This is a genomic window from Rossellomorea sp. DUT-2 (assembly GCF_052665285.1).
The window spans coordinates 79,480-98,876 of the sequence record NZ_JBQPEO010000003.1; the positions used below are offsets into that span (position 1 = coordinate 79,480).

17 protein-coding genes are annotated in these 19,397 nt (G+C 42.3%); 10 read left to right on the forward strand and 7 right to left on the reverse strand.

The window, feature by feature from the left end:
- The first annotated feature begins 44 nt into the window (after nt 1-44).
- The 3 genes from ACOSV2_RS11225 to ACOSV2_RS11235 all read left to right on the forward strand — a co-directional run bounded on the left by ACOSV2_RS11225 (nt 45) and on the right by ACOSV2_RS11235 (nt 4,579).
- Nucleotides 45-500, forward strand: a complete 456-nt coding sequence (locus tag ACOSV2_RS11225) for a threonine/serine exporter family protein (RefSeq protein ID WP_428975155.1) — start codon at nt 45-47, stop codon at nt 498-500.
- 162 nt (nt 501-662) lie between these two features.
- Nucleotides 663-2,852 (forward strand): beta-propeller domain-containing protein, encoded by a 2,190-nt coding sequence (locus ACOSV2_RS11230; RefSeq protein WP_428975156.1) that lies wholly within the window; start codon nt 663-665, stop codon nt 2,850-2,852.
- 158 nt (nt 2,853-3,010) lie between these two features.
- Complete coding sequence (locus ACOSV2_RS11235; protein ID WP_428975157.1) at nt 3,011-4,579, forward strand: mechanosensitive ion channel; 1,569 nt, start codon at nt 3,011-3,013, stop codon at nt 4,577-4,579.
- An 80-nt stretch (nt 4,580-4,659) separates the two neighbouring features.
- Here the strand turns inward: ACOSV2_RS11235 and ACOSV2_RS11240 are convergent, their stop codons facing one another.
- Both ACOSV2_RS11240 and ACOSV2_RS11245 read right to left on the reverse strand, forming a co-directional pair.
- A complete protein-coding gene (locus ACOSV2_RS11240) occupies nt 4,660-5,550 on the reverse strand; it encodes a manganese catalase family protein (RefSeq protein ID WP_044339080.1) in 891 nt (296 codons plus the stop codon).
- Between the two features lie 22 nt (nt 5,551-5,572).
- The gene (locus ACOSV2_RS11245) at nt 5,573-5,797 is read right to left on the reverse strand and encodes a YuzF family protein (RefSeq protein WP_428975158.1); all 225 of its coding nucleotides are present in this window, start codon (nt 5,795-5,797) and stop codon (nt 5,573-5,575) included.
- Between the two features lie 152 nt (nt 5,798-5,949).
- Between ACOSV2_RS11245 and ACOSV2_RS11250 the strand changes: the two genes are divergently transcribed.
- Both ACOSV2_RS11250 and ACOSV2_RS11255 read left to right on the forward strand, forming a co-directional pair.
- Nucleotides 5,950-7,707 (forward strand): ABC transporter ATP-binding protein, encoded by a 1,758-nt coding sequence (locus ACOSV2_RS11250; protein ID WP_428975874.1) that lies wholly within the window; start codon nt 5,950-5,952, stop codon nt 7,705-7,707.
- Complete coding sequence (locus ACOSV2_RS11255; RefSeq protein WP_428975159.1) at nt 7,700-9,481, forward strand: ABC transporter ATP-binding protein; 1,782 nt, start codon at nt 7,700-7,702, stop codon at nt 9,479-9,481. The genes ACOSV2_RS11250 and ACOSV2_RS11255 overlap by 8 nt, the downstream gene beginning before the upstream one ends.
- 506 nt (nt 9,482-9,987) lie before the next feature.
- Here ACOSV2_RS11255 and ACOSV2_RS11260 read toward each other — a convergent pair.
- Entirely contained in the window at nt 9,988-10,410 is a 423-nt protein-coding gene (locus ACOSV2_RS11260; protein ID WP_428975160.1) for a pyridoxamine 5'-phosphate oxidase family protein, read from the reverse strand.
- A 127-nt stretch (nt 10,411-10,537) separates the two neighbouring features.
- Between ACOSV2_RS11260 and ACOSV2_RS11265 the strand changes: the two genes are divergently transcribed.
- Entirely contained in the window at nt 10,538-11,182 is a 645-nt protein-coding gene (locus ACOSV2_RS11265) for a uracil-DNA glycosylase (protein ID WP_428975875.1), read from the forward strand.
- A 44-nt stretch (nt 11,183-11,226) separates the two neighbouring features.
- Here ACOSV2_RS11265 and ACOSV2_RS11270 read toward each other — a convergent pair whose 3' ends face one another.
- Nucleotides 11,227-11,475, reverse strand: a complete 249-nt coding sequence (locus ACOSV2_RS11270; protein ID WP_428975161.1) for a small, acid-soluble spore protein, alpha/beta type — start codon at nt 11,473-11,475, stop codon at nt 11,227-11,229.
- A 227-nt stretch (nt 11,476-11,702) separates the two neighbouring features.
- Between ACOSV2_RS11270 and ACOSV2_RS11275 the strand changes: the two genes are divergently transcribed.
- Nucleotides 11,703-13,112 (forward strand): alanine/glycine:cation symporter family protein, encoded by a 1,410-nt coding sequence (locus ACOSV2_RS11275; RefSeq protein WP_428975876.1) that lies wholly within the window; start codon nt 11,703-11,705, stop codon nt 13,110-13,112.
- A 46-nt stretch (nt 13,113-13,158) separates the two neighbouring features.
- Here the strand turns inward: ACOSV2_RS11275 and ACOSV2_RS11280 are convergent, their stop codons facing one another.
- Entirely contained in the window at nt 13,159-13,506 is a 348-nt protein-coding gene (locus ACOSV2_RS11280; protein WP_428975162.1) for a hypothetical protein, read from the reverse strand.
- A 349-nt stretch (nt 13,507-13,855) separates the two neighbouring features.
- On the opposite strand from ACOSV2_RS11280, the gene ACOSV2_RS11285 reads away from it, so the two are divergent.
- The gene (locus ACOSV2_RS11285; RefSeq protein WP_428975163.1) at nt 13,856-15,022 is read left to right on the forward strand and encodes an acyl-CoA dehydrogenase family protein; all 1,167 of its coding nucleotides are present in this window, start codon (nt 13,856-13,858) and stop codon (nt 15,020-15,022) included.
- 52 nt (nt 15,023-15,074) lie between these two features.
- Here ACOSV2_RS11285 and ACOSV2_RS11290 read toward each other — a convergent pair whose 3' ends face one another.
- Nucleotides 15,075-16,145, reverse strand: coding sequence for an aromatic acid exporter family protein (locus ACOSV2_RS11290; protein WP_428975164.1), 1,071 nt, complete (start codon nt 16,143-16,145; stop codon nt 15,075-15,077).
- Between the two features lie 118 nt (nt 16,146-16,263).
- Nucleotides 16,264-16,590 (reverse strand): cyclic-phosphate processing receiver domain-containing protein, encoded by a 327-nt coding sequence (locus tag ACOSV2_RS11295; protein WP_113968552.1) that lies wholly within the window; start codon nt 16,588-16,590, stop codon nt 16,264-16,266.
- 296 nt (nt 16,591-16,886) lie between these two features.
- Here ACOSV2_RS11295 and ACOSV2_RS11300 point away from each other — a divergent pair, with 296 nt between their 5' ends.
- Nucleotides 16,887-17,936, forward strand: a complete 1,050-nt coding sequence (locus ACOSV2_RS11300) for an ATP synthase beta subunit C-terminal domain-containing protein (RefSeq protein WP_428975165.1) — start codon at nt 16,887-16,889, stop codon at nt 17,934-17,936.
- Nucleotides 17,937-18,086: 150 nt separating this feature from the next.
- Nucleotides 18,087-19,397 carry an ATP-binding protein gene (locus ACOSV2_RS11305; protein WP_428975166.1) on the forward strand — a complete coding sequence of 437 codons (1,311 nt, stop codon included), beginning with the start codon at nt 18,087-18,089 and terminating at the stop codon, nt 19,395-19,397.

The window sequence follows — 19,397 nt, forward strand, 5'->3', positions numbered from 1 at the left end:
TGACTTTGTTTAGTATTAGGAAAAAAGATTGAGGTGAAAAGGGAATGCACACCATCGAACAATTAGTGACCAGCTTCATCGCCGCTGCTGCATTCGGAATCATTTTCAACGCTCCAAAGCAGTCCCTTTTCAAATGCGGAGTTGTTGGAATGTTAGGCTGGATCATATATACACTTATGAGTTTAAACGACGCCGATGCGGTGTTTGCGACATTACTTGCCTCCTTTGTGGTGGCTGTGATCAGTCAGGTATTTGCGAAAATATATAGAACCCCGGTCATCATCTTCTCTGTAGCCGGCATTATCCCCCTTGTACCTGGAGGACTTGCGTACGATGCCATGAGAAACTTCGTTCAAAACGATTATAATGCCGCCATCAACCTGGCAGCAAAAGCCTTCATGATCTCAGGCTCCATCGCCATCGGGCTCATCTTCTCAGAAGTCATCAACCAAGTCATCCGAAACGCACGCCTGAACGCAAGCGCAAGACGAATGAGATAGAGGGACGGACCTTACTTTTGTGGGGTCTTTTTTTCTTGGCTTCAGCAGAGCATAGACACAAAGTTGGACGAAATGAATCCCCCCTACAGACTCCGCGCCAATGTAACATTTTCTGCCCCCTAACGTCTAATCAACAAATAGAACATATAGGAGGGTCATAGTATGAGTAAGAAATCTTATCTGCTCATCATTGCTGGAATTGTGTTGCTGGTGGCACTTGGAACGTTTATGTATAGTCAAAGACCTGTCGTGAAGGCCGAGGGAAAGGTAAAGGGCGATCTTCTCGTGATGGAGAATAACTCTTGGAATCTGCAATTTTCAACGGCCCTGAATAAGGAAACGGTGACGCCGCAGAACATTTATGTAGAAGACTCCAATGGAGAGAGGATCAAGGTCTCTTTCAAGTTGAATGAAAATCGAAAGACCCTGCAAATTCAAGCACCGTCAGGAGGATATCCTTCTGATCCACACCAGTTTACACTTCATATCTCTCCGAAAGTGAAAACCAAATGGGGTTTTTCCTATGACGGAGACACAGAAATCCCTTTTTCTGTCACCTCTAAACTACCCAGTATTCAATCCAAGGAAGAGCTAACGAACTATTTTAAACAAATCTTAAAGAAAAATAAGGAAGATACGAAGTTTTCTCTATTCGAAAGAGAAGAAAATATGGAGTCCAAGTCATCGGAAGATAGTGCGGCTGGAGAGTCGTCTCAATCGGGATCCAATTTTTCTGAAACGAATAATCAGGTTAAAGGAGTTGACGAAGGAGATATAGTGAAGACTGATGGAAGCTATATTTACCAATTAACCGACCGTAGGCTGCTGATTACAAAGGCAAATCCTGTCAAGGAAATGAAAGTAGTATCTTCTACCAGCTATAAAGAAAATATGCAGCCTCACCATCTATTTTTACAGAAAGATAAGCTGCTCGTCATCGGTAACAGCTGGGCGCATGCCCATTTCCAAGAGGATAAACAAAAGTCAATCGCTTCCACTATGCCTGTCGACGGAACGACTGTTGCGCTTCTGTATGATATCTCCGACAGAGCAAAACCATCTCTCCTCAGGCATGTTGAGCTTGAAGGTCAATATGTGACGTCCAGGAAGATTGACTCCACTGTCTATCTCATTTCGAATTTGTATCCAAACTACTGGACGCTCGAACAGGAGCAAAATCCTGATTTGAGACCCAGGGTGAAAGATAGTTTAACAGGTGATGAAATGACGCCACTTCCAATACAGGACATTAAGTATTTTCCGCAGTCCCAGTCCCCTAACTATACCTTATTGACAGCAATGAATATGGAGGATTCCAAAGCTTCTCTAAACATTCAATCCTATCTTGGAAGCGGCGATAAAGTGTATATGTCTAAAAATAATCTTTATGTGGCTGTAGAAAAATACAATGAAGATGACATGAAAAATTGGACCTCTTCAAACACGGAGATTTATAAATTTTCCGTAAATGATGGAAGGATTGAATATGCTTCATCAGGGAACGTGGAAGGAAGGGCGTTAAATCAATTTTCCATGGATGAACATGAAGGCCACTTTCGGATTGCAACGACGAAAGGGGAGGTGTGGAACAGTGATTCACCTTCATCCAATGCTCTCTATATTTTAGATGAAAACATGAAGAATGTTGGTGAAGTAACGGATTTAGCCAGGGGAGAACAAATCTATTCTGTCAGGTTTATGGGAGATAAGGCATATATGGTCACCTTCAAACAAGTCGATCCCCTTTTTGTCATCGATACGGCAGATCCGGAAGCTCCAAAGGTTTTGGGGGAGTTGAAGATTCCTGGTTTCAGCACCTATCTTCACCCCATTGACGAGCATCACCTCATCGGGTTTGGTTTTGATACGAAAGTGGTGGATGATAACAAAGCTACCAATGAGGAACCGAGAATCGTTAGACGCGGAATGAAGATCTCTTTGTTTGATATTACAGACTTTCAGCATCCGAAGGAAACGGACACTGAAATAATAGGGGGGACGGGTACTCACTCTTATTTGTTGGAAGATCACAAAGCATTGCTACATGAACCTTCGAGAAATCTATATGGTTTTCCCATTTCTGTTTATCATGAAAAAGAGGGAAGCCGGCATGAGCTGGATTTTGACTATCAAGGTGCCCTTCTTTATGAAATCACACCCGAAAAGGGAATCGTTTTAAAGTCTCAGCTCACAGATGAAGAAAACAAAAACAAAGAATATTACGAACAGTGGGAAGAACAGATTCAAAGACTCCTATATATTGATGATCAGCTTTATACAGTATCACATAAGAAAGTGACTGCTTACTCTCTAGACGATTTTATAGAAGAAAACGCGATTGATCTCCCATGATGAAACCCCTTAAGGCGCATGCCTTAAGGGGTTTCTATTACTTAAGACTCCCTGATGCATCATTTAGACTATCTTTTTTTGTCAGGTTTTGAAAAAAAATCTATGGGTAGATAAGTATTAGCATTATACAATTTCCATAATTGAAGGGAGAACATCGAATGAACAATAATATAACGCAAGAATGGTACGGGTACTTAGGGAAGCTTCCTGATCTGTTATTGGCTTTATTAGTGTTATTGATCGGGTGGATCATTGCAAAGGCTGTCGAAAAAGCCGTTTACGGAATTTTAAAACGGGTGAAGATCGATGACAACCTTTATTTTGGCAGCAGGGAAGGAGAACGGAAATGGACATCGGAGAAAGTCATAAGTAAAATTGTGTACTTTATTCTGCTTGTGTTCGTGTTTATTGCCTTCTTCAATATGCTGGACTTGAACTTCATTGCTTCACCTTTAGTCGGTATGCTGAGTACGATGGCAGCAGCGATTCCAAATGTATTAAAAGCAGCACTAATTCTATTATTTGCATGGATCGTTGCTTCTGTACTGAAGGTATTGATAGAGAAACTGGGTACGAGACCCGCAGTTAAAAGCACGCTGGTAAGATCTAAATTAGCGAAAGATGAGAACGATGTACATCGCTATGTCTATACGGCTGCTAGAATTGTTTTCTATCTCGTGCTTCTCATATTCTTACCGGGAGTGTTAGCAGCTCTTAATATCACAGGGGTTTCAGGGCCTTTCACGGAAATGCTCCAAAACTTCCTAGGGTTTATTCCTAAACTGTTTGCCGCAGCTATCATTCTCCTGGTTGGCTGGTTTGTAGCCAAAATCGTCCGGGATATTATTACGAACTTTTTACAAGCGATTGGAACAGAGAGAGTCGCTGATCGATTCGGCATTAACAAGCTCTTTCAGGGAACAACGGTTTCATCGGTCATTGGTACGATTGTATTCGTACTCATTATGATTCCGGTTACGATTTCTGCATTAGATCAGCTGAACATTCGTGGGATTTCAGAGCCGGCGATTAACATGCTGAATCAGGTCCTTGTGATGCTTCCGAATATTGCGATTGCGATTCTACTCATTCTTGCGGGAATCTGGGTTGGTAAATGGGTTGGAGCCATGGTTGCCCGTTTATTGAACCGGGTAGGATTCAATTCTCTATTACGTAATATGGGTATTGGTCGTATGAACGTCAATAAGAATCCGTATGAACCAACGGGCTCATCTTATATGAATCTATCAGGGCTTGTAGGTAGAGTCGTTCAGATCATCATTGTTTTCCTCTTTGTAGTAGAAGCCCTGGAAATTGTGCGATTGGAATTCCTGGTCGCTCTGGCAACAGGTGTCCTTGCGTATTTACCGCATGTATTAGCAGCCATCGTCATTCTTGGGGCAGGCTTATACTTAGGTAACTTAGTCAAGAGCATCATATCCAACGTATTAAGTGATAACTTCCAAGTACTTGGAACCATTACGAAATATGCCATCATTGCCTTAAGCTTCTTTATGGCCTTGGATCAATTAAAAGTGGCTGATTCCATCGTCAATATTGCCTTCATGCTGATTCTGGGTGGACTGGCACTAGCCTTCGGTTTGGCCTTTGGTCTGGGTGGAAAGGACTTTGCACAAAAATACCTTTCTAAACTGGATCGAAAAATTGAAGAAGAAAAGAACAGGCCAAACAATGGCGGAACAGATACACCTCCTTTTAATCAATAAGCGTCATAAAACCACATGGTCCTTATGAGATCATGTGGTTTCTTTTGTCCTTATCATTGTTGAGGCTGAGCCAGTAGATTTTATAAGTTCCTCAACAATCTCTTCGCAATCAGCTCATAATCATCCTTCGAAATACCAGGTGCAAATTCTTCCGGCAGGTCATCCAGGTTAGGGATCGGGGCTCCTTCAGGTGTGCCTTCGATAACTCTTAGTGGCTGACCGTTTTCAGGATTTGTTCCCTTCCAGATTTGTGCGATATCCTTGTAGTCGTTGTCGCTCCAAGTATAAAGAACGTTATTAATCCCTTTTTCTTCGAATTTCACAGCTGTATCGAATTTGGAATTATCTAGGTCAGGGATGGGAAGCATCTTGGTAAGATCTACACCAGTTGCGATTTCCAGCGCCTTTGCGTAGGCCAATACATGCGTGCCGCCCCGAACTAGTAAGTACCCGATCATTTCTCTGGCAGTAGGATGGTCTGTCATTTCGTACACCCGCATTTTATGGGTTCTGGCTCCCACTTCCAAGAAGAAATTATGAAGTAGATCCAATACTAAATTTCCAGAGCTGAACACATTATCCCCCGTCCACGCCCTTCCCATGGAATCACCGGCTAAAGCAGTCTGGGCAGTGGCAATGTATTGATACGTATTTCTGGCATCCAGTCCGTTTTGGAGAGGGGCGATATTAGGGTCACCGGGGAAGGTGTTCCCGACAGACAGCAGGTTAATTGTATTGGTTACAAGCTCGACATGACCGAATTCTTCTGCGGTAATACTGGCTACAATATCATAAAAGGGTTTGAGCTTCTTTTTCTGGCGGAAATTAAAGGACTGAAACATATAATTGTTTAAAGTAGACATTTCTCCAAACTTTCCACCGAGTAATTCCTGAACGGCAGCTGCGGCATTTTTATCACCGTGCTCAGGGATGGGAAGTTCAATGAGCAGCTTATTCATTCGTTTAAACATGCCTTACCCTCCTTTTTAAATTCTATCGGTCAGCATCTTCAGAACTGGGGAAGAACCATACAATTTGTTGAGATCGAACATAGAATGGCGTTCCGCTCACTTCAATGACAATGTGGTCAGGCAAAACACTTGCAAGCTTGCCCCGTACAGAGCCTTCACTCGTCTGTACCACGAGATATTCATCCATCATGCTCATTAATGCTTGATATAAATATGGATCGGTTAAAGTAGACATTTGAATATCCATCACGTCAACTCCTTTTCTTTCACTAATCGTCTTCGTCAGTATATGAAAGGGGCTTGGGCATGGTTAGTCGTCCAGATGGCAGAGGTGGCGCGTATAACACTTCCAACTACCACCCGGCATAAAAAAACGATATGATGATACATATATACATAATGGAAGTCTTTTGTCAGAGGGGTGTTCATTTGAAGGTGATACATTTTTTAAAGCCTTACCGTGTTGCCATGGCGGTTGCCTGGAGTTTAATGCTGGTAGAGCTTGCTGTTGAACTATTAAATCCGCTGTTTATGGCACGGATTATTGATGAAGGAATTATGAATGGAGACTTGGACGTGGTGATGAAATGGGGCTTCATCATGGTGGGGATGTCTCTCCTCGCGTTTATTTCAGGCGTGACAAATTCATTTTTCGCCGCTCATACGAGTCAGGGATTTGGCTATGATGTGCGGGAAAGCTTATATAAAAAGGTTCAGTCGTTTTCCTTTGCAAGCTTTCATAAGCTCCCAGCATCATCCTTGATCACCAGGATGACCAATGACGTAAGGCAGCTGCAGAATACAATTTTCATGAGCTTGCGCATTATGCTAAGGGCACCGCTGCTAGTTGTCGGATCAGCAATCATGGCACTCATCGTCAATGCTCGTCTTGCCCTTATTTTATTAATCGTGATTCCGGTTTTATGGCTGTTCCTGATATGGGTCCTGAAACGGGGATGGAGTCTATTTGAAAGAGTTCAATCCCGTCTCGACAAAGTAAACGAGGTCATGAAGGAAAACCTCTCCGGGATGAGGGTAATTAAAGCGTATACACGAAGCAAGTATGAAGAAAGCCGATTCCATGGTGCGAATGAAGATTTGAAGGATCAAACGGTGAAGGCTCTTCGTTTTATGGAAATCATCATGCCGCTTCTGATGCTCGTGATGAATCTGGCCCTCCTATCCGTTTTGTGGTTTGGAAGTATAGATGTCGCCACAGGTGGGGCGAGTGTTGGAGAAGTCGTAGCGATTGTCACCTATGTTACGAGAATCTCTTCTGTTTTTTCAATTTTCTCATTTATCATTACGAGCTTTTCAAGAGCAAGGGCTTCCGCCGGCAGGGTAGAAGAGGTACTGCAAACCGAGATTGATTTGAAAGACGGAGAGGAAGTACGACAGGAAAACACAGTGATGAACGGAGAGATTACATTTAAAGATGTGTCGTTTCAATACCCTTCCACCCGTGGGAAGGTGCTGGAAGGTGTATCGTTTAAAGTGAAGGCTGGTGAAACGGTTTCGATCCTGGGAGCAACCGGTTCCGGTAAAACATCCCTGTTCCAACTTATTCCCCGCCTGTACGATACGACGGAAGGGTCTGTGGAACTGGATGGTCAATTCATCCGATCCATCTCTTTGGAACACGTAAGGAAAAATATTGGGTACGTGCCCCAGGAAGCGGTCCTGTTTTCCGGGTCAGTATCAGAAAATCTCTTATGGGGAAAAGAAGATGCCACCAGGGAAGAAATGATCCAAGCTGCAAAGGATGCCCAAATCCATGAGACCATCCTGAATCTCTCCCATGGATATGACACAGTTCTCGGTCAAAAAGGGGTCAATCTTTCAGGAGGACAGAAACAGCGTCTGTCGATTGCGAGAGCACTCATTCGAAAACCAAAGATTTTATTACTGGACGATAGTACGAGTGCGTTGGATTTGAAAACAGAATCCAAGCTGCTTCAAGCCCTGAAGCAATACGAATGTACGACGATGATCATTACACAGAAAATAAGTACAGCCATGGAATCTGATACGATTCTGCTCCTTGAAGATGGAGTGTTAATCGGAGAGGGGACCCATACATCCCTATTAGAAGATTCCTCTCTCTATCAGCGGATTTTTCAATCTCAATTCGGAGAGGAGGAGATCCATCATGTCTAAGCATGTCCGAAAGAAACTGGGGAAAAACGATAAAGCGAAAGATGCAAGAGGGACGCTGCGTCGTCTTTGGAACTACCTTTCCGAAATGAAAGTGATCCTGTATCTTGTGATTTTAATGGTGTTCATCAGTTCAGCAGCAGCTCTCCTTGGGCCTTTCCTTGTGGGAAAAGCGATTGATGAATACATTGTAACGAAAGAGACATCCGGATTGATTGGTCTTGTTATCGGTTTAGTGGCAGTGTACATCTTCCACTCCCTGTCCGTATGGTTCCAAAATTATTGGATGATCGGTGTGGCTCAGGACACGGTCTACCGCTTGCGGAAGGACCTTTTTCATCGATTGCATCAACTATCGATTCCTTTCTTTGACAAACGGAAGCATGGGGAATTAATGAGCAGAGTGACAAATGATATTGATAATGTGAGTGCCACGTTGAATAGTTCGTTCATTCAAATCATATCCAGTGTCCTGACATTAGTGGGGACCGTCTCGATCATGCTCTGGCTCAGTCCGTTGCTTACTTTGATCACATTAACCATCGTTCCCCTGATGGCTCTCGGTATGAAGTGGATTACGAAACGGACAGGACGTTTGTTCAAACAATATCAACAAAATATCGGAGAGCTAAATGGCTATATCGAAGAGACGATTTCGGGGCATAGCATCATCAAAACCTTTTCCCGTGAGGATACTGCCATAAAGGATTTTGGAGAAAAAAATCAACGATTGAGAACGGCTGCTTACTGGGCTGATACCTATTCCGGTTTTATTCCGAAGCTTATGAATGTGTTGAACAATTTGAGCTTTGCCGTCATTGCCGGAGTCGGAGGGATTTTCGCTTTAAATGGCATGATCACCATTGGAGTCATTGTGATATTTGCTGAATATGCCCGTCAATTCACCCGTCCGTTGAATGAGCTCGCGAACCAATATAACACATTATTATCAGCCATTGCCGGTGCTGAGCGAGTCTTTCAAATTTTAGACGAAGAGGAAGAAGCCAAGGATGAGGGGGATGCCGTGGAAATCGATTCCGTTGAAGGGAAAGTGGAATTTCAACACGTTTCCTTCTCGTATGAAAAAGGGGATCAAACGCTTCAGGATGTATCCTTCACCATTACACCGGGTGAGACCGTTGCTTTGGTCGGACCGACAGGAGCAGGTAAAACGACGATTACCAATCTGCTGTCTCGTTTCTATGAACTGAATGAAGGCACCATTGAGATTGACGATCTGAATATCCAAACGATCAAACGAAAGAGTCTTCGTCAGCAGATGGGATTTGTCCTGCAGGATAGCTTCCTGTTTCAAGGAACGATTGCAGACAATATCCGTTACGGCAGACTCGAGGCGGGCGATGAAGAAGTAAGGGAAGCGGCGAAATTGGCCAATGCCCATTCCTTCATAGAGAAAATGCCTGAGGGTTACGATACCATGTTAAGACATGACGGAAGCGGGATCAGCCAGGGACAGAAACAGTTATTATCCATTGCAAGAGCGATCCTTTCAAATCCGTCCATCCTGATTCTTGATGAAGCCACGAGTAGCATCGATACGATTACAGAGCTGAAGATTCAGGAAGCCCTCAAGCGATTGATGAAGGGGAGAACAAGTGTAGTGGTGGCCCACCGTCTTAACACCATCCGCCAGGCCGATCAGATACTGGTCCTTGATCAAGGAAGAATCATTGAACGGGGATCTCATGATGAGCTTCTCAAGCAAAGAGGGTTCTATCATGGGTTGTATCATAGTCAGCTGAAGGAGAGCGGCTGATGGGTTGTGTGAATCTGCAGGGGAATTCCGGTTTTGAAAATAAATTCTGAGATTTGAAATAAAATGAGCATCGACCGCAAAACAGAGGGAAATACGAACGGCATTCATCCTGAATACAAAAAAACACCCCAAAAGTCAGCACTTTTGGGGTGTTTGTGTTTTTATCTTTAAGGGGCTAATCATCCCGTTAGCGATCCCTTTGGTGTTGCCTTAATCGGATAAAGGCAACTCTGTAACTTGCAACATCACAAGTAATATATTTATATCTTGAACGTTGTTTGCAGATAATAAACAGCCGCGGGCAATTCCTTGAGTCGTTTGATATACCTAAACGACGTAAGCCCTACCTCTCTTACATCCTAACGGCTCCGAAGCCGATCCAGTGTGAATAAGTTGTTAAATCAAAACAGAATAGAATTACGAATTATCTTCTCTATCGTTTTAATGTATGTTACAAGATTACAATAACTAAATATAACATCAAAATTAAAACGTGTCAAGGGGATTTATAATTCAAGTGACTGCGGCGAATCCTCATCATCGTTCATTAAGCGGATGCTGACAGGTTGAATTTTGAGGACGATGTATTCCGGATCGTCTGGCCCTTCAAACCATCTTTTCATATGGTCATTCCATAGTTTTTCCTTATAATGAGCGGACTCTTCAATGGAGGCACGACCTTCGATTTCGACGAAGGTATCTCCATACCCCTCTCCTTCGTAGCCGAGAAGAATATGTACATTAGGATTGTCCTCAATTTCATCTGTCTTATGGGTTTCCTTGTTTGTTGGTGTATATAGAGTCAGCTCATCATGTGAAAACGTCATATAACGGGAATGAGGTTTATTATTTTTAACCGTTGCCAGTGTCCCTACTCTGCTTTCATCGAGCACTTTTAAAATTTGTTGTTTCAGTTCAGCTTGTGACACACAATCCATCTCCTTTAAAGGTTCATTTATATCCATACTATTCCTTTTATGAAGGTAAATTAAACATGGGAATGTGTATTTCAGGTATTGTCCGGGAATAACGAAAATATTAAAGAAACAAAGGATGATGAGCGTGATACCCGAAGAATTAGTCGATATCTGTAAGAAAAGGATGGAGCCGTATTCCTGTGAGGGGTTTGTATACGGACGCGGTCCGGAGCAGCCGACGATCATGATTGTCGGGGAAGCCCCGGGTGAAACCGAGATACATAACGGAATGCCGTTTAGTGGGCGGGCAGGAAAAGTGCTGGATGAGTTCTTTCAGTATCTGGAGGTTCCAAGGGAAGACATTTATTTTACCTCAACGGTCAGAAGCAGACCTTATAAAATTGTCCCTAAGAAAGTAGGGGGGAATGAGATTGTGGAGAAGAAGTATAACAGGGCCCCGAATCGTAAAGAACAGCTGGCCCATGCTCCGATCCTGGATTATGAGCTGCAGCATATTAAGCCTAAACAGCTTGTAACCTTGGGGAATATCGGGTTACAAAGACTATTGGGGAATCAGTATACGATATCACAAAGGCATGGCCGGCTGATTCACGCTAAAGTCAGGCGGTTAAAAGATCTTGATTCAAATGAGTGGGTCATGAGCGATGAAAGCTACTCAATATTTCCGACCTTTCATCCTGCATCGATCTTCTACAATCGCTCATTAGAAAAAGAAATCTATAAAGACCTGGATAAGTTGAAAGAAATCCTCAGGGGGAAATAACATAAAGAAGGCTGACATTTAGTTAAATGTCAGCCTTCTTTATGTTATTTTTTATTTAAATTCTCCTGAGCCATTCGCACAAGCTCCTTCACCATGTTACCGCCAATTCTTCCGCCAACTTTTCCTGCCTGCTCAGACGTTAATTTTCCATTATAACCCCTTTGCAGAGGAATACCTTGTTCCTTGGCGATTTCATATTTCGCTTCTTTGGGATCTTGCGTACCAGTAACTTTCGCTTTTAATTGATCCATCGCAGCCCGGGATTCAGGTACAAGAAGTTTTCTTCTCGACATATTTTCACCCCTTTTTTAGATTGCCCAAATATTTTTTTATGAGTATAGAGTCTTGTCATATAAGGGTTTTTCCACGTTTAAGAAAAGTTCGTCACAAAAAAAAGATTGTCTAATTTGTGTCAAATAAAATATAATTCTTAATAGTTAGAACATTTTTACAAAGAAAAGGGGGAAATGCCGTGGAAGAATTAGTTGGCAAGTTGGTAGGAATACTTTGGTCTCCGGTCATGATTTACTTCTGTTTGGGTGTAGGATTATTATTTTCTATTTTAACGAAGTTTTTACAAGTCCGGTTGATTAAAGATATGGTGGTTCAAATGTTTAAGGGGGGCAGCTCCAAAGCAGGTGTGTCTTCATTCCAGGCCTTGGCGCTGTCGTTATCAGGACGTGTCGGGACGGGAAACATCGCCGGTACAGCAACTGCCATCGCTTTCGGTGGTCCAGGGGCGGTTTTCTGGATGTGGACGATTGCATTCATCGGTGCAAGCAGTGCCTTCATTGAGTCCACACTTGCTCAAATTTACAAAGTGAAGCAGGATGGGGAATACCGTGGAGGACCAGCCTATTATATTGAAAAAGGGATCGGTTGGAAATGGTATGCCGTTCTATTCTCACTGGCTACATTGCTAGCGATGAGTATTTTAATGCCTGGTATTCAATCAAACTCCATTGCGTTAGGACTTGAAAATGCATTTGGTCTTAGCACAACGGTAACGGGTATTGGTCTTGTCGTGTTAATCGGGGTCATCATTTTCGGTGGAGTCAAACGTATCGCTGGAGTAGCTTCTTACGTAGTCCCATTTATGGCGATTGCCTATATTCTTCTATCACTTGTTATTGTAGGAATGAATATTGCTGAAATCCCGGCAGTTTTTGCCCTTATCTTCAAAAGTGCATTCGGCTTTGATTCAGCATTCGGTGGAATCATCGGTATGGCCGTATCTTGGGGAGTGAAACGCGGAATTTATTCCAACGAAGCAGGTCAAGGTACAGGACCACATGCTGCAGCGGCAGCTGAAGTGTCCCACCCTGCTAAACAAGGGCTGGTTCAAGCGTTTTCCGTGTACATCGATACTCTTCTGGTTTGTTCGGCTACAGCATTCATGATCTTGTTTACGGGATCCTTCAACACAGAAGCGCCTGATGGAACAATGCTTGCGAACAATTTAGAAGGAATCGAAGCCGGACCTGGTTATACACAGGCAGCCATCGAATCAGTCATCCCTGGATTCGGAGCATCATTTGTCGCGATTGCCTTATTCTTCTTTGCTTTTACAACGATCATGGCTTACTACTATATGGCGGAAACGAATGTTGCCTACTTATTGAGAGGTAAGAATTCAAAGGTGGCGATGGCAATCTTAAAGGTTGTCCTGCTTGCTGCCACATTCTATGGAGCAGTGAGAGAAGCCGCTTTAGCATGGGCACTAGGGGATATAGGTCTTGGAATCATGGTGTGGCTGAACTTAATTGCCATCCTTATCCTGGCTAAACCTGCTTTAAAAGCCCTCAAGGATTACGAAGACCAGAAAAAGCAAGGTCTTGACCCAGTCTTCAACTCCAAAAAGCTCGGAATCAAGAATGCAGAGTTCTGGGAGCAGGAGTATAAAGTAGAAGATAAAGAAAATGCTTCTTAACCTATAATAGAAACCTGTTGCCTATCTGGGCATCAGGTTTTTTTAGTTAATACAGGTCTTGTTGTTTAGAAGCCGTTCCTTCAATTTTGGAATAAAGCCGATCACCGATATACTTCTGAAACGCATACATAAGTAATGATTTAACAAAAAACAGGAGTGATAGCTGATACTGCTTTAATCCGGTTAGCTTCCACACACCGAGTTTTTTGAAAAGGGAATAAAAAGGGTATGTAAAGAATGTATCAATCAGAATATTAGCAAACAAATAAAGATAAAAATTTTTATAAGTGAATTTAAGGATCCATACAGAGCCACTCAGAAATACCCCAATCACAAAAGGCATAATGCCATTCACTTTCGGGAAGATTTTTGTCGTGATCGTCCACCATTTCATTTTTTCTGCCATTACATTTTCGGAATACACGAGAAATGACATAAACAAAGAAGCAGGTATATATTTTTTTAAGCTCTCTTTTCCTGCAAATAATAGAAATAACCAAGAAACGAACATCAGAATAAGTATGTAAAGTTTATTTTTTTTTATGACTCACGGTGAATACCTCCTAAAAAGATGACGTGATATCTTAACCTTAGAGTGGTTTAATGAAAATAGATTTATACGAATAATGGTAAAGATGTATTCCGATCAGATTAGTAAACAATATCTTTGAGTTAGACATGTGAATTGATTATGATAATTAGAAGAAATAAAAACGTGATTTTAATCAGGAGGTGCTGTTTTAATGGACTTATATGAACCGTATATACAGAATGACCGACAAAGAAAGCTGGTTGATTTAGCTGGTGACCTTGCTGATGCGTTTTCTGAACGAGGGGAAGCGTATGACAGGGAAGATGAATTCCCTTATGAAAATTTCAACGACCTGAAGAAAAAGGGATATGGAACATTGTCTCTTCCTAAAGAGTACGGTGGAGAAGAAATCAGCTTATATGAACTGGTGATGATTCAAGAAAGGCTTGCTACAGGGGACGCGGCAACTGCTTTGTCCATTGGCTGGCACCTCGGGGGATTGATGGAACTGACGGAAATCCGTACGTGGGATGAAGGGGTGTTCAAGGAACTTTGTGAGGAAATTGTTGCAAACAACGCTCTTATTAACCGGGCGGCATCCGAACCAGCAACGGGGAGCCCCACTCGTGGAGGGCTCCCCGAAACCAAAGCAGTGAAAACGGAAGGGGGATGGAAAGTAAGCGGCAGGAAATCCTTTACTTCTATGGCGAGAGTTCTGGATTATTCTTTAGTATCAGCAACAATCGGAGACACTGAAGAGAAGGGATTTTTCTTGGTAAACCATGACCTGGAAGGAGTAAGCATTGAAGAAACGTGGGATACGATTTCCATGAAAGGAACGGGGAGTGATGATCTCGTTCTCACGGATGTTCATCTCCCATCATCTGCCCTCGTCGAACGTGACAGTGTAAATCCAAGAGGTAAAAATGATCTTCCTAAAGCATGGCTACTGCACATACCCGCTTGCTACATAGGTGTTGCGATTGCCGCACGCAACTATGCCATCCAATTCGCGAAGGACTATTCACCAAACAGCCTGCCGGGACCGATCAAGGATGTACCTGAAGTTCAACGGAAAATTGGTGAAATTGAATTGGAACTATTTAAGGCTAGACAAATTCTCTATTCAGTAGCTGATAAGTGGGTGAGTTATCCTGAAAACCGGAAAGACATGGCTTCAGAGCTTGCTTCTGTAAAACATGTTGTGACGAACAGCGCTTTTCACATTGTGGACATCGCCATGAGAATCGTTGGAGCAAAAAGCCTTTTCCGCTCGAACCCAATGCAACGTTATTATCGTGATGTCAGGGCCGGTCTGCACAATCCGCCCATGGATGATATGGTGATTGGAATATTAGCAAATAACGCTTTAAAATAAGATTTCAATACAAAAGGTATAGACAGTATTTTGTCTATACCTTTCTCAGTGTCTATGGGTGTAAAGTTTTCTCCAGGACGGTTTGATGCTGAGCTTCTAGCATATGTATTTCACTGAGTTCCTCTAAAAGGTCGTGAATGGATAGTAATTCGTATAGCATGACCGTTTCGCAGGAAAAGTGATGCTTCATGGACTGAAAGGGTTTTGTATGAAGTCCTTCATGATCGTCCCAGAATTCCTCGAGTAAATCTTTCATAAGAGTGAAATGTTGTTCAGGAATGTGAAACGAGGGATGATGCATGATCCCTTTCAACGATTGAGTCGCATGTAAGATGCGATCTTTCTCTTCTTCACTGAATGAATACTGAACAGGTAAGTAAATTAAGTTCCCAATATGAAAAAGGATCTGCCTTAAAAGGTTAAGTTTTTTGTACTCATAATGGAAATAACGCAATTCCTCACGACTGGAGCGGTGAAGCTTCCATTCTTCCTTTTGGTATTCGCACAGGGTGTCCGTCGATTCTATGTCTCTTAAAATATCATTGAAGATCAATTTTGTATCCCGGTGAAGAGAGTGATTCTGAAGAACTTCAGATCCTCTTTTTTCTAATAAATTGCCCGTTTTGAAATAGAGATTATGAATCTTGGTCGTAATCGTTTTCGAGTATTTTGGTGGAAGGATCCACAAGTTCACCAATGTTGATACAATCAGCCCGATGGTGGTCGTGCCCAGGCGAATGAAAAAGGTAGCTACATAGTGATCGTGTATGGTGGGGATCATGGCAATCCCTGTTAATGTAGCGACCAGGATACCTGCCCCTAAATGGAGTTTGTGGCAGGTGATGATTGTGAGCAGTGCGACCAGGGCATATGTAATGGGGTGATCCCCGAACGTGGAAGCAATGATCACCGCAAAGAGTGCTCCTATCGCCGAAGCGGGAAAACGGATGAATGCTTTCTTGATTGAATTGGCGGCTGTGGGCTCTATGGTGACTATGGCTGTAATGACAGCAAAGGTCGCTGGCCAATTTAAAAGCTCACACACAAGAGCCGTTAAAAAAACGGCAATACCGGTTTTGGCTATTCTGCCTCCGACAAATTGAATTTTTTTCAGAAACTCCATAATTTAACCCTCTTTTATAAATGGCTGTCGCCTTCATTATATAGTAAGAAAAACCCAATTGAAATGAATGGACAAAAAAAAGAACTGCTCCCGGAACAGTTCTTTTTTATATGATAACTCATCTGAGAGGTAAAGGTCGTAACAAAATCTTGATTGATTTAGGCATCTTGTGTTCACTCTGAGCCTCTTTTAAATACTTGAACATTTGTTTGCCTGCAACAGAGTTGGCGGAATGAATCGTGATCCGTTCTGCAAATAGCTGCTTTTCCACCATGTAGTGTACAAGCATTAATCCATTGCGGGTCTTGCTTTCTAAGTCATGATCCAATGAAAGATGAGCGATAGAAAAATTCAGAAGCAGGTCAATACATTCATCGATGTCTTTCGCGAGAATGTACCCTTGAGGACAGTGGCGGTAATCGTCTAAAAATACATTTACTGTCATATTAATTCTTCTTTCGTCATTTGACTTAATTTAAGCCTAACAGACATTGACAAATACTTATATAGGTCAATAGTATGAACGTTACAAATATATTTGTAATTTTTGTAGTATTATAGGGGTTAATCTTTATGGAATTATCAGGTGATAGAAGAAAATGACTATTTACTGCAAAGAGTTTTTTCACTATTTGTTCATATATTACTCTTGGAGGTAAAAAAATTACGTTTTAATGATAAAATCTATTGCTTTTCATAGTAAAGTATATTACTTTATAAAGTAAGGAGGGGATATTTACCATGAAAGAGAATTTAAGGTTGAATGTTTCATTGCTGCGGCGGCGTGTACCCAATTTAACATCAGCTGCCAAAACAGTAGGGTTACGACCTGCAACGGTATCTAATTTGTGTACCGGAAAAATTTCAGTGGGACGTGCCGAAGTGAAAACGATTGTAACTTTAGCGAATCTGGCCAATTGCACGCTGGATGAACTAATTATTCAAGGAGGGAAACTAACTATGATTGAAACAGGAATCAAAACGCTCGATTTGTTTGCCCCGATTGTCCATGGAGGAACGAATGGATTCGTGGCGAGATCGCAGGTGGGTCAATTTGTTGTTTTAGCGGAAATGACGAAAGTGCTGAAAGAAAAAGGATATCACTCGATTTTATTGACGCCGGATAAAACCTATCCTGGTTTGAGTGACCTTGAAGGATTTGTTGATGCTAAATGCCACTCGATTGATGAAGCCTTTTCAGAAGTTAGCCTTATTGAGGAGAAAGACAGAATTCTCCTATATGTGGACCGTTCTTATATTGTCTCAGGGGAATTATATGAATTGAGGGAACGATTTGAAGGAGAGAGTTATCCAGAAATCACTACTATATTATTCGATCCCACCGGTGAAGCAGTGGATGAGGATGACCCGTTCGGTCCACTTGATACCTTATGTTACTTCGATATAGATCTCTCTACCCGGGGGGTGTACCCAGCCATCCACCCTGTGCAGTCGACATCGATTTTACTTGAAGACGACGCCCTGGATTCAGGCCACACGACTATTCATAAGAAAGCGAAGAAACTGCTAAGGCGCTACAAAGAAATTCGCGTCCTCTTGAATACAATCGGTAAAGATAAAATACCTGAAGCCGATCTCGATCTATTTCAGATAGGGGAGCGACTGGAAGCCTACTTGAGCCAGCCATTCTACGTGGCAGAAGAATTCACCCAAACAAAAGGGCAAAGCGTCCCAATCCAACACACCATCCAAGACATTCATAAAATACTCCAAGGACAATACAACCACCTTGAACCAAAAGACCTCAGTTACAAAGGTAAACTGGATTAGAATTTCACTTAAGGGACGGACCTCGACAGCAACCCTCGAGGTCCGTCCCTCTTCCGTTACTTTTTTCTTAATTTTGTGGGAGATGAAAGAGGATTTACGAGAATTTTGTCGTATGTGTAAAGTAATGACTATTTATTGGGAGACAAATCGATGATTATCGAGAAATTATTATTACATGTATTGATTATATTGGCTCCTGTTCTTATTCAAACTTCACTCCTTGAAAACCACAGGCTCGGTAAATCACCTGTTTTCATCGGTGTATTGCATGGGATTGCCGCGTTTATGTGTTTAATATTCGCTTATGAAAGTTTCGGATTGTATTGGGATTTCCGCTATATTCCACTGGTTCTTTCAATGCTATATGGAGGGAGAAAAGCTGGGGTCATTGTTCTTGTGTTTATTTTAACCGCACGGATCATTAACGGCGGGGATGCCATCATTTTTGGATTTGTAAGTGCGTTTCTTGCAGGGACCCTTCCTTTCCTGATTTCCAATCGATTCTGGACATTTCCACCAAAGAAACGGGTAACATTTGCCGTGTTACTTGGATTTTGGCCAGCGCTTGTGATGCTGGGAATTCTTCTGTCATTCGCATTCATTGCGGGAGTTCCTGTTTCGGGTAATAAAGAAATGGGTATCTACGTTCTGATATTCGGGGGCATCCAGGTGTTGGGGGTCGGTGTGGCTGCACAACTCAATGAGTGGATGATTGAGAAACGATTGCTTCGTGAAGAGATCCTTAAATCTGAAAAGCTCAATACATTGGGGGAACTTGCTGCTTCCATTGCACATGAAGTGCGCAATCCTCTAACCGTCGTCAAAGGATTCCTTCAATTAATGAAGAAGCAAGTGACAGGGACTCATGATGAATATTTGAAAATCGTATTGAGTGAGTTAGGCAGGGCAGAGGAAATCATTAATGATTATTTGAATTTTGCCAAGCCCGAGTTTGAAAAGATCGAGAAAATCAATGTGAAAGAAGTTCTCTCGGATGTCACGGTCCTCCTGAATGCGTATGCCCTCAAAGAGGGTGTTTACCTTGAAGCGGATTTGAAAGAGGATGGATTTCTTTTGACAGATCGTAATAAGTTGAAACAAGCATTCGTCAATATCATAAAGAATGCCATTGAAGCGACCCCGCCTCAAGGAAACGTTAGCGTGAATTTAGAAGTCACCCATACACAAGCCATCATCACGGTGAAAGACACAGGAAAAGGGATGACTAAAGACCAAATCTCAAGGATTGGCACCTTGTTTTTCACAACAAAGGTCCAAGGTACTGGATTAGGAACTTCGGTGTCCTTGCGCATCATCGAAGCCATGGGTGGTCATATCCATTATTCAAGCATTGTGAATAAAGGAACGGTCGTTACGATCGATCTTCCATTAAATAGTGATAAGGTTGTAAAGTTTGATTCCAATTTCCCCAATACATATATGAACAACCAAAACGCTTAG

What these genes read in the sequence shown, in the direction of transcription:
- ACOSV2_RS11265 (WP_428975875.1), top strand. Translation starts at nt 10,538, where the DNA reads ATGAGCGTGATACCCGAAGAATTAGTCGATATCTGTAAGAAAAGGATG.
- ACOSV2_RS11305 (WP_428975166.1), top strand. Translation starts at nt 18,087, where the DNA reads ATGATTATCGAGAAATTATTATTACATGTATTGATTATATTGGCTCCT.
- ACOSV2_RS11255 (WP_428975159.1), top strand. Translation starts at nt 7,700, where the DNA reads ATGTCTAAGCATGTCCGAAAGAAACTGGGGAAAAACGATAAAGCGAAA.
- ACOSV2_RS11250 (WP_428975874.1), top strand. Translation starts at nt 5,950, where the DNA reads ATGGAAGTCTTTTGTCAGAGGGGTGTTCATTTGAAGGTGATACATTTT.
- ACOSV2_RS11280 (WP_428975162.1), bottom strand. Translation starts at nt 13,506, where the DNA reads ATGAAATGGTGGACGATCACGACAAAAATCTTCCCGAAAGTGAATGGC.
- ACOSV2_RS11290 (WP_428975164.1), bottom strand. Translation starts at nt 16,145, where the DNA reads ATGGAGTTTCTGAAAAAAATTCAATTTGTCGGAGGCAGAATAGCCAAA.
- ACOSV2_RS11285 (WP_428975163.1), top strand. Translation starts at nt 13,856, where the DNA reads ATGGACTTATATGAACCGTATATACAGAATGACCGACAAAGAAAGCTG.
- ACOSV2_RS11270 (WP_428975161.1), bottom strand. Translation starts at nt 11,475, where the DNA reads ATGTCGAGAAGAAAACTTCTTGTACCTGAATCCCGGGCTGCGATGGAT.
- ACOSV2_RS11300 (WP_428975165.1), top strand. Translation starts at nt 16,887, where the DNA reads ATGAAAGAGAATTTAAGGTTGAATGTTTCATTGCTGCGGCGGCGTGTA.
- ACOSV2_RS11235 (WP_428975157.1), top strand. Translation starts at nt 3,011, where the DNA reads ATGAACAATAATATAACGCAAGAATGGTACGGGTACTTAGGGAAGCTT.
- ACOSV2_RS11240 (WP_044339080.1), bottom strand. Translation starts at nt 5,550, where the DNA reads ATGTTTAAACGAATGAATAAGCTGCTCATTGAACTTCCCATCCCTGAG.
- ACOSV2_RS11230 (WP_428975156.1), top strand. Translation starts at nt 663, where the DNA reads ATGAGTAAGAAATCTTATCTGCTCATCATTGCTGGAATTGTGTTGCTG.
- ACOSV2_RS11295 (WP_113968552.1), bottom strand. Translation starts at nt 16,590, where the DNA reads ATGACAGTAAATGTATTTTTAGACGATTACCGCCACTGTCCTCAAGGG.
- ACOSV2_RS11225 (WP_428975155.1), top strand. Translation starts at nt 45, where the DNA reads ATGCACACCATCGAACAATTAGTGACCAGCTTCATCGCCGCTGCTGCA.
- ACOSV2_RS11245 (WP_428975158.1), bottom strand. Translation starts at nt 5,797, where the DNA reads ATGGATATTCAAATGTCTACTTTAACCGATCCATATTTATATCAAGCA.
- ACOSV2_RS11275 (WP_428975876.1), top strand. Translation starts at nt 11,703, where the DNA reads ATGATTTACTTCTGTTTGGGTGTAGGATTATTATTTTCTATTTTAACG.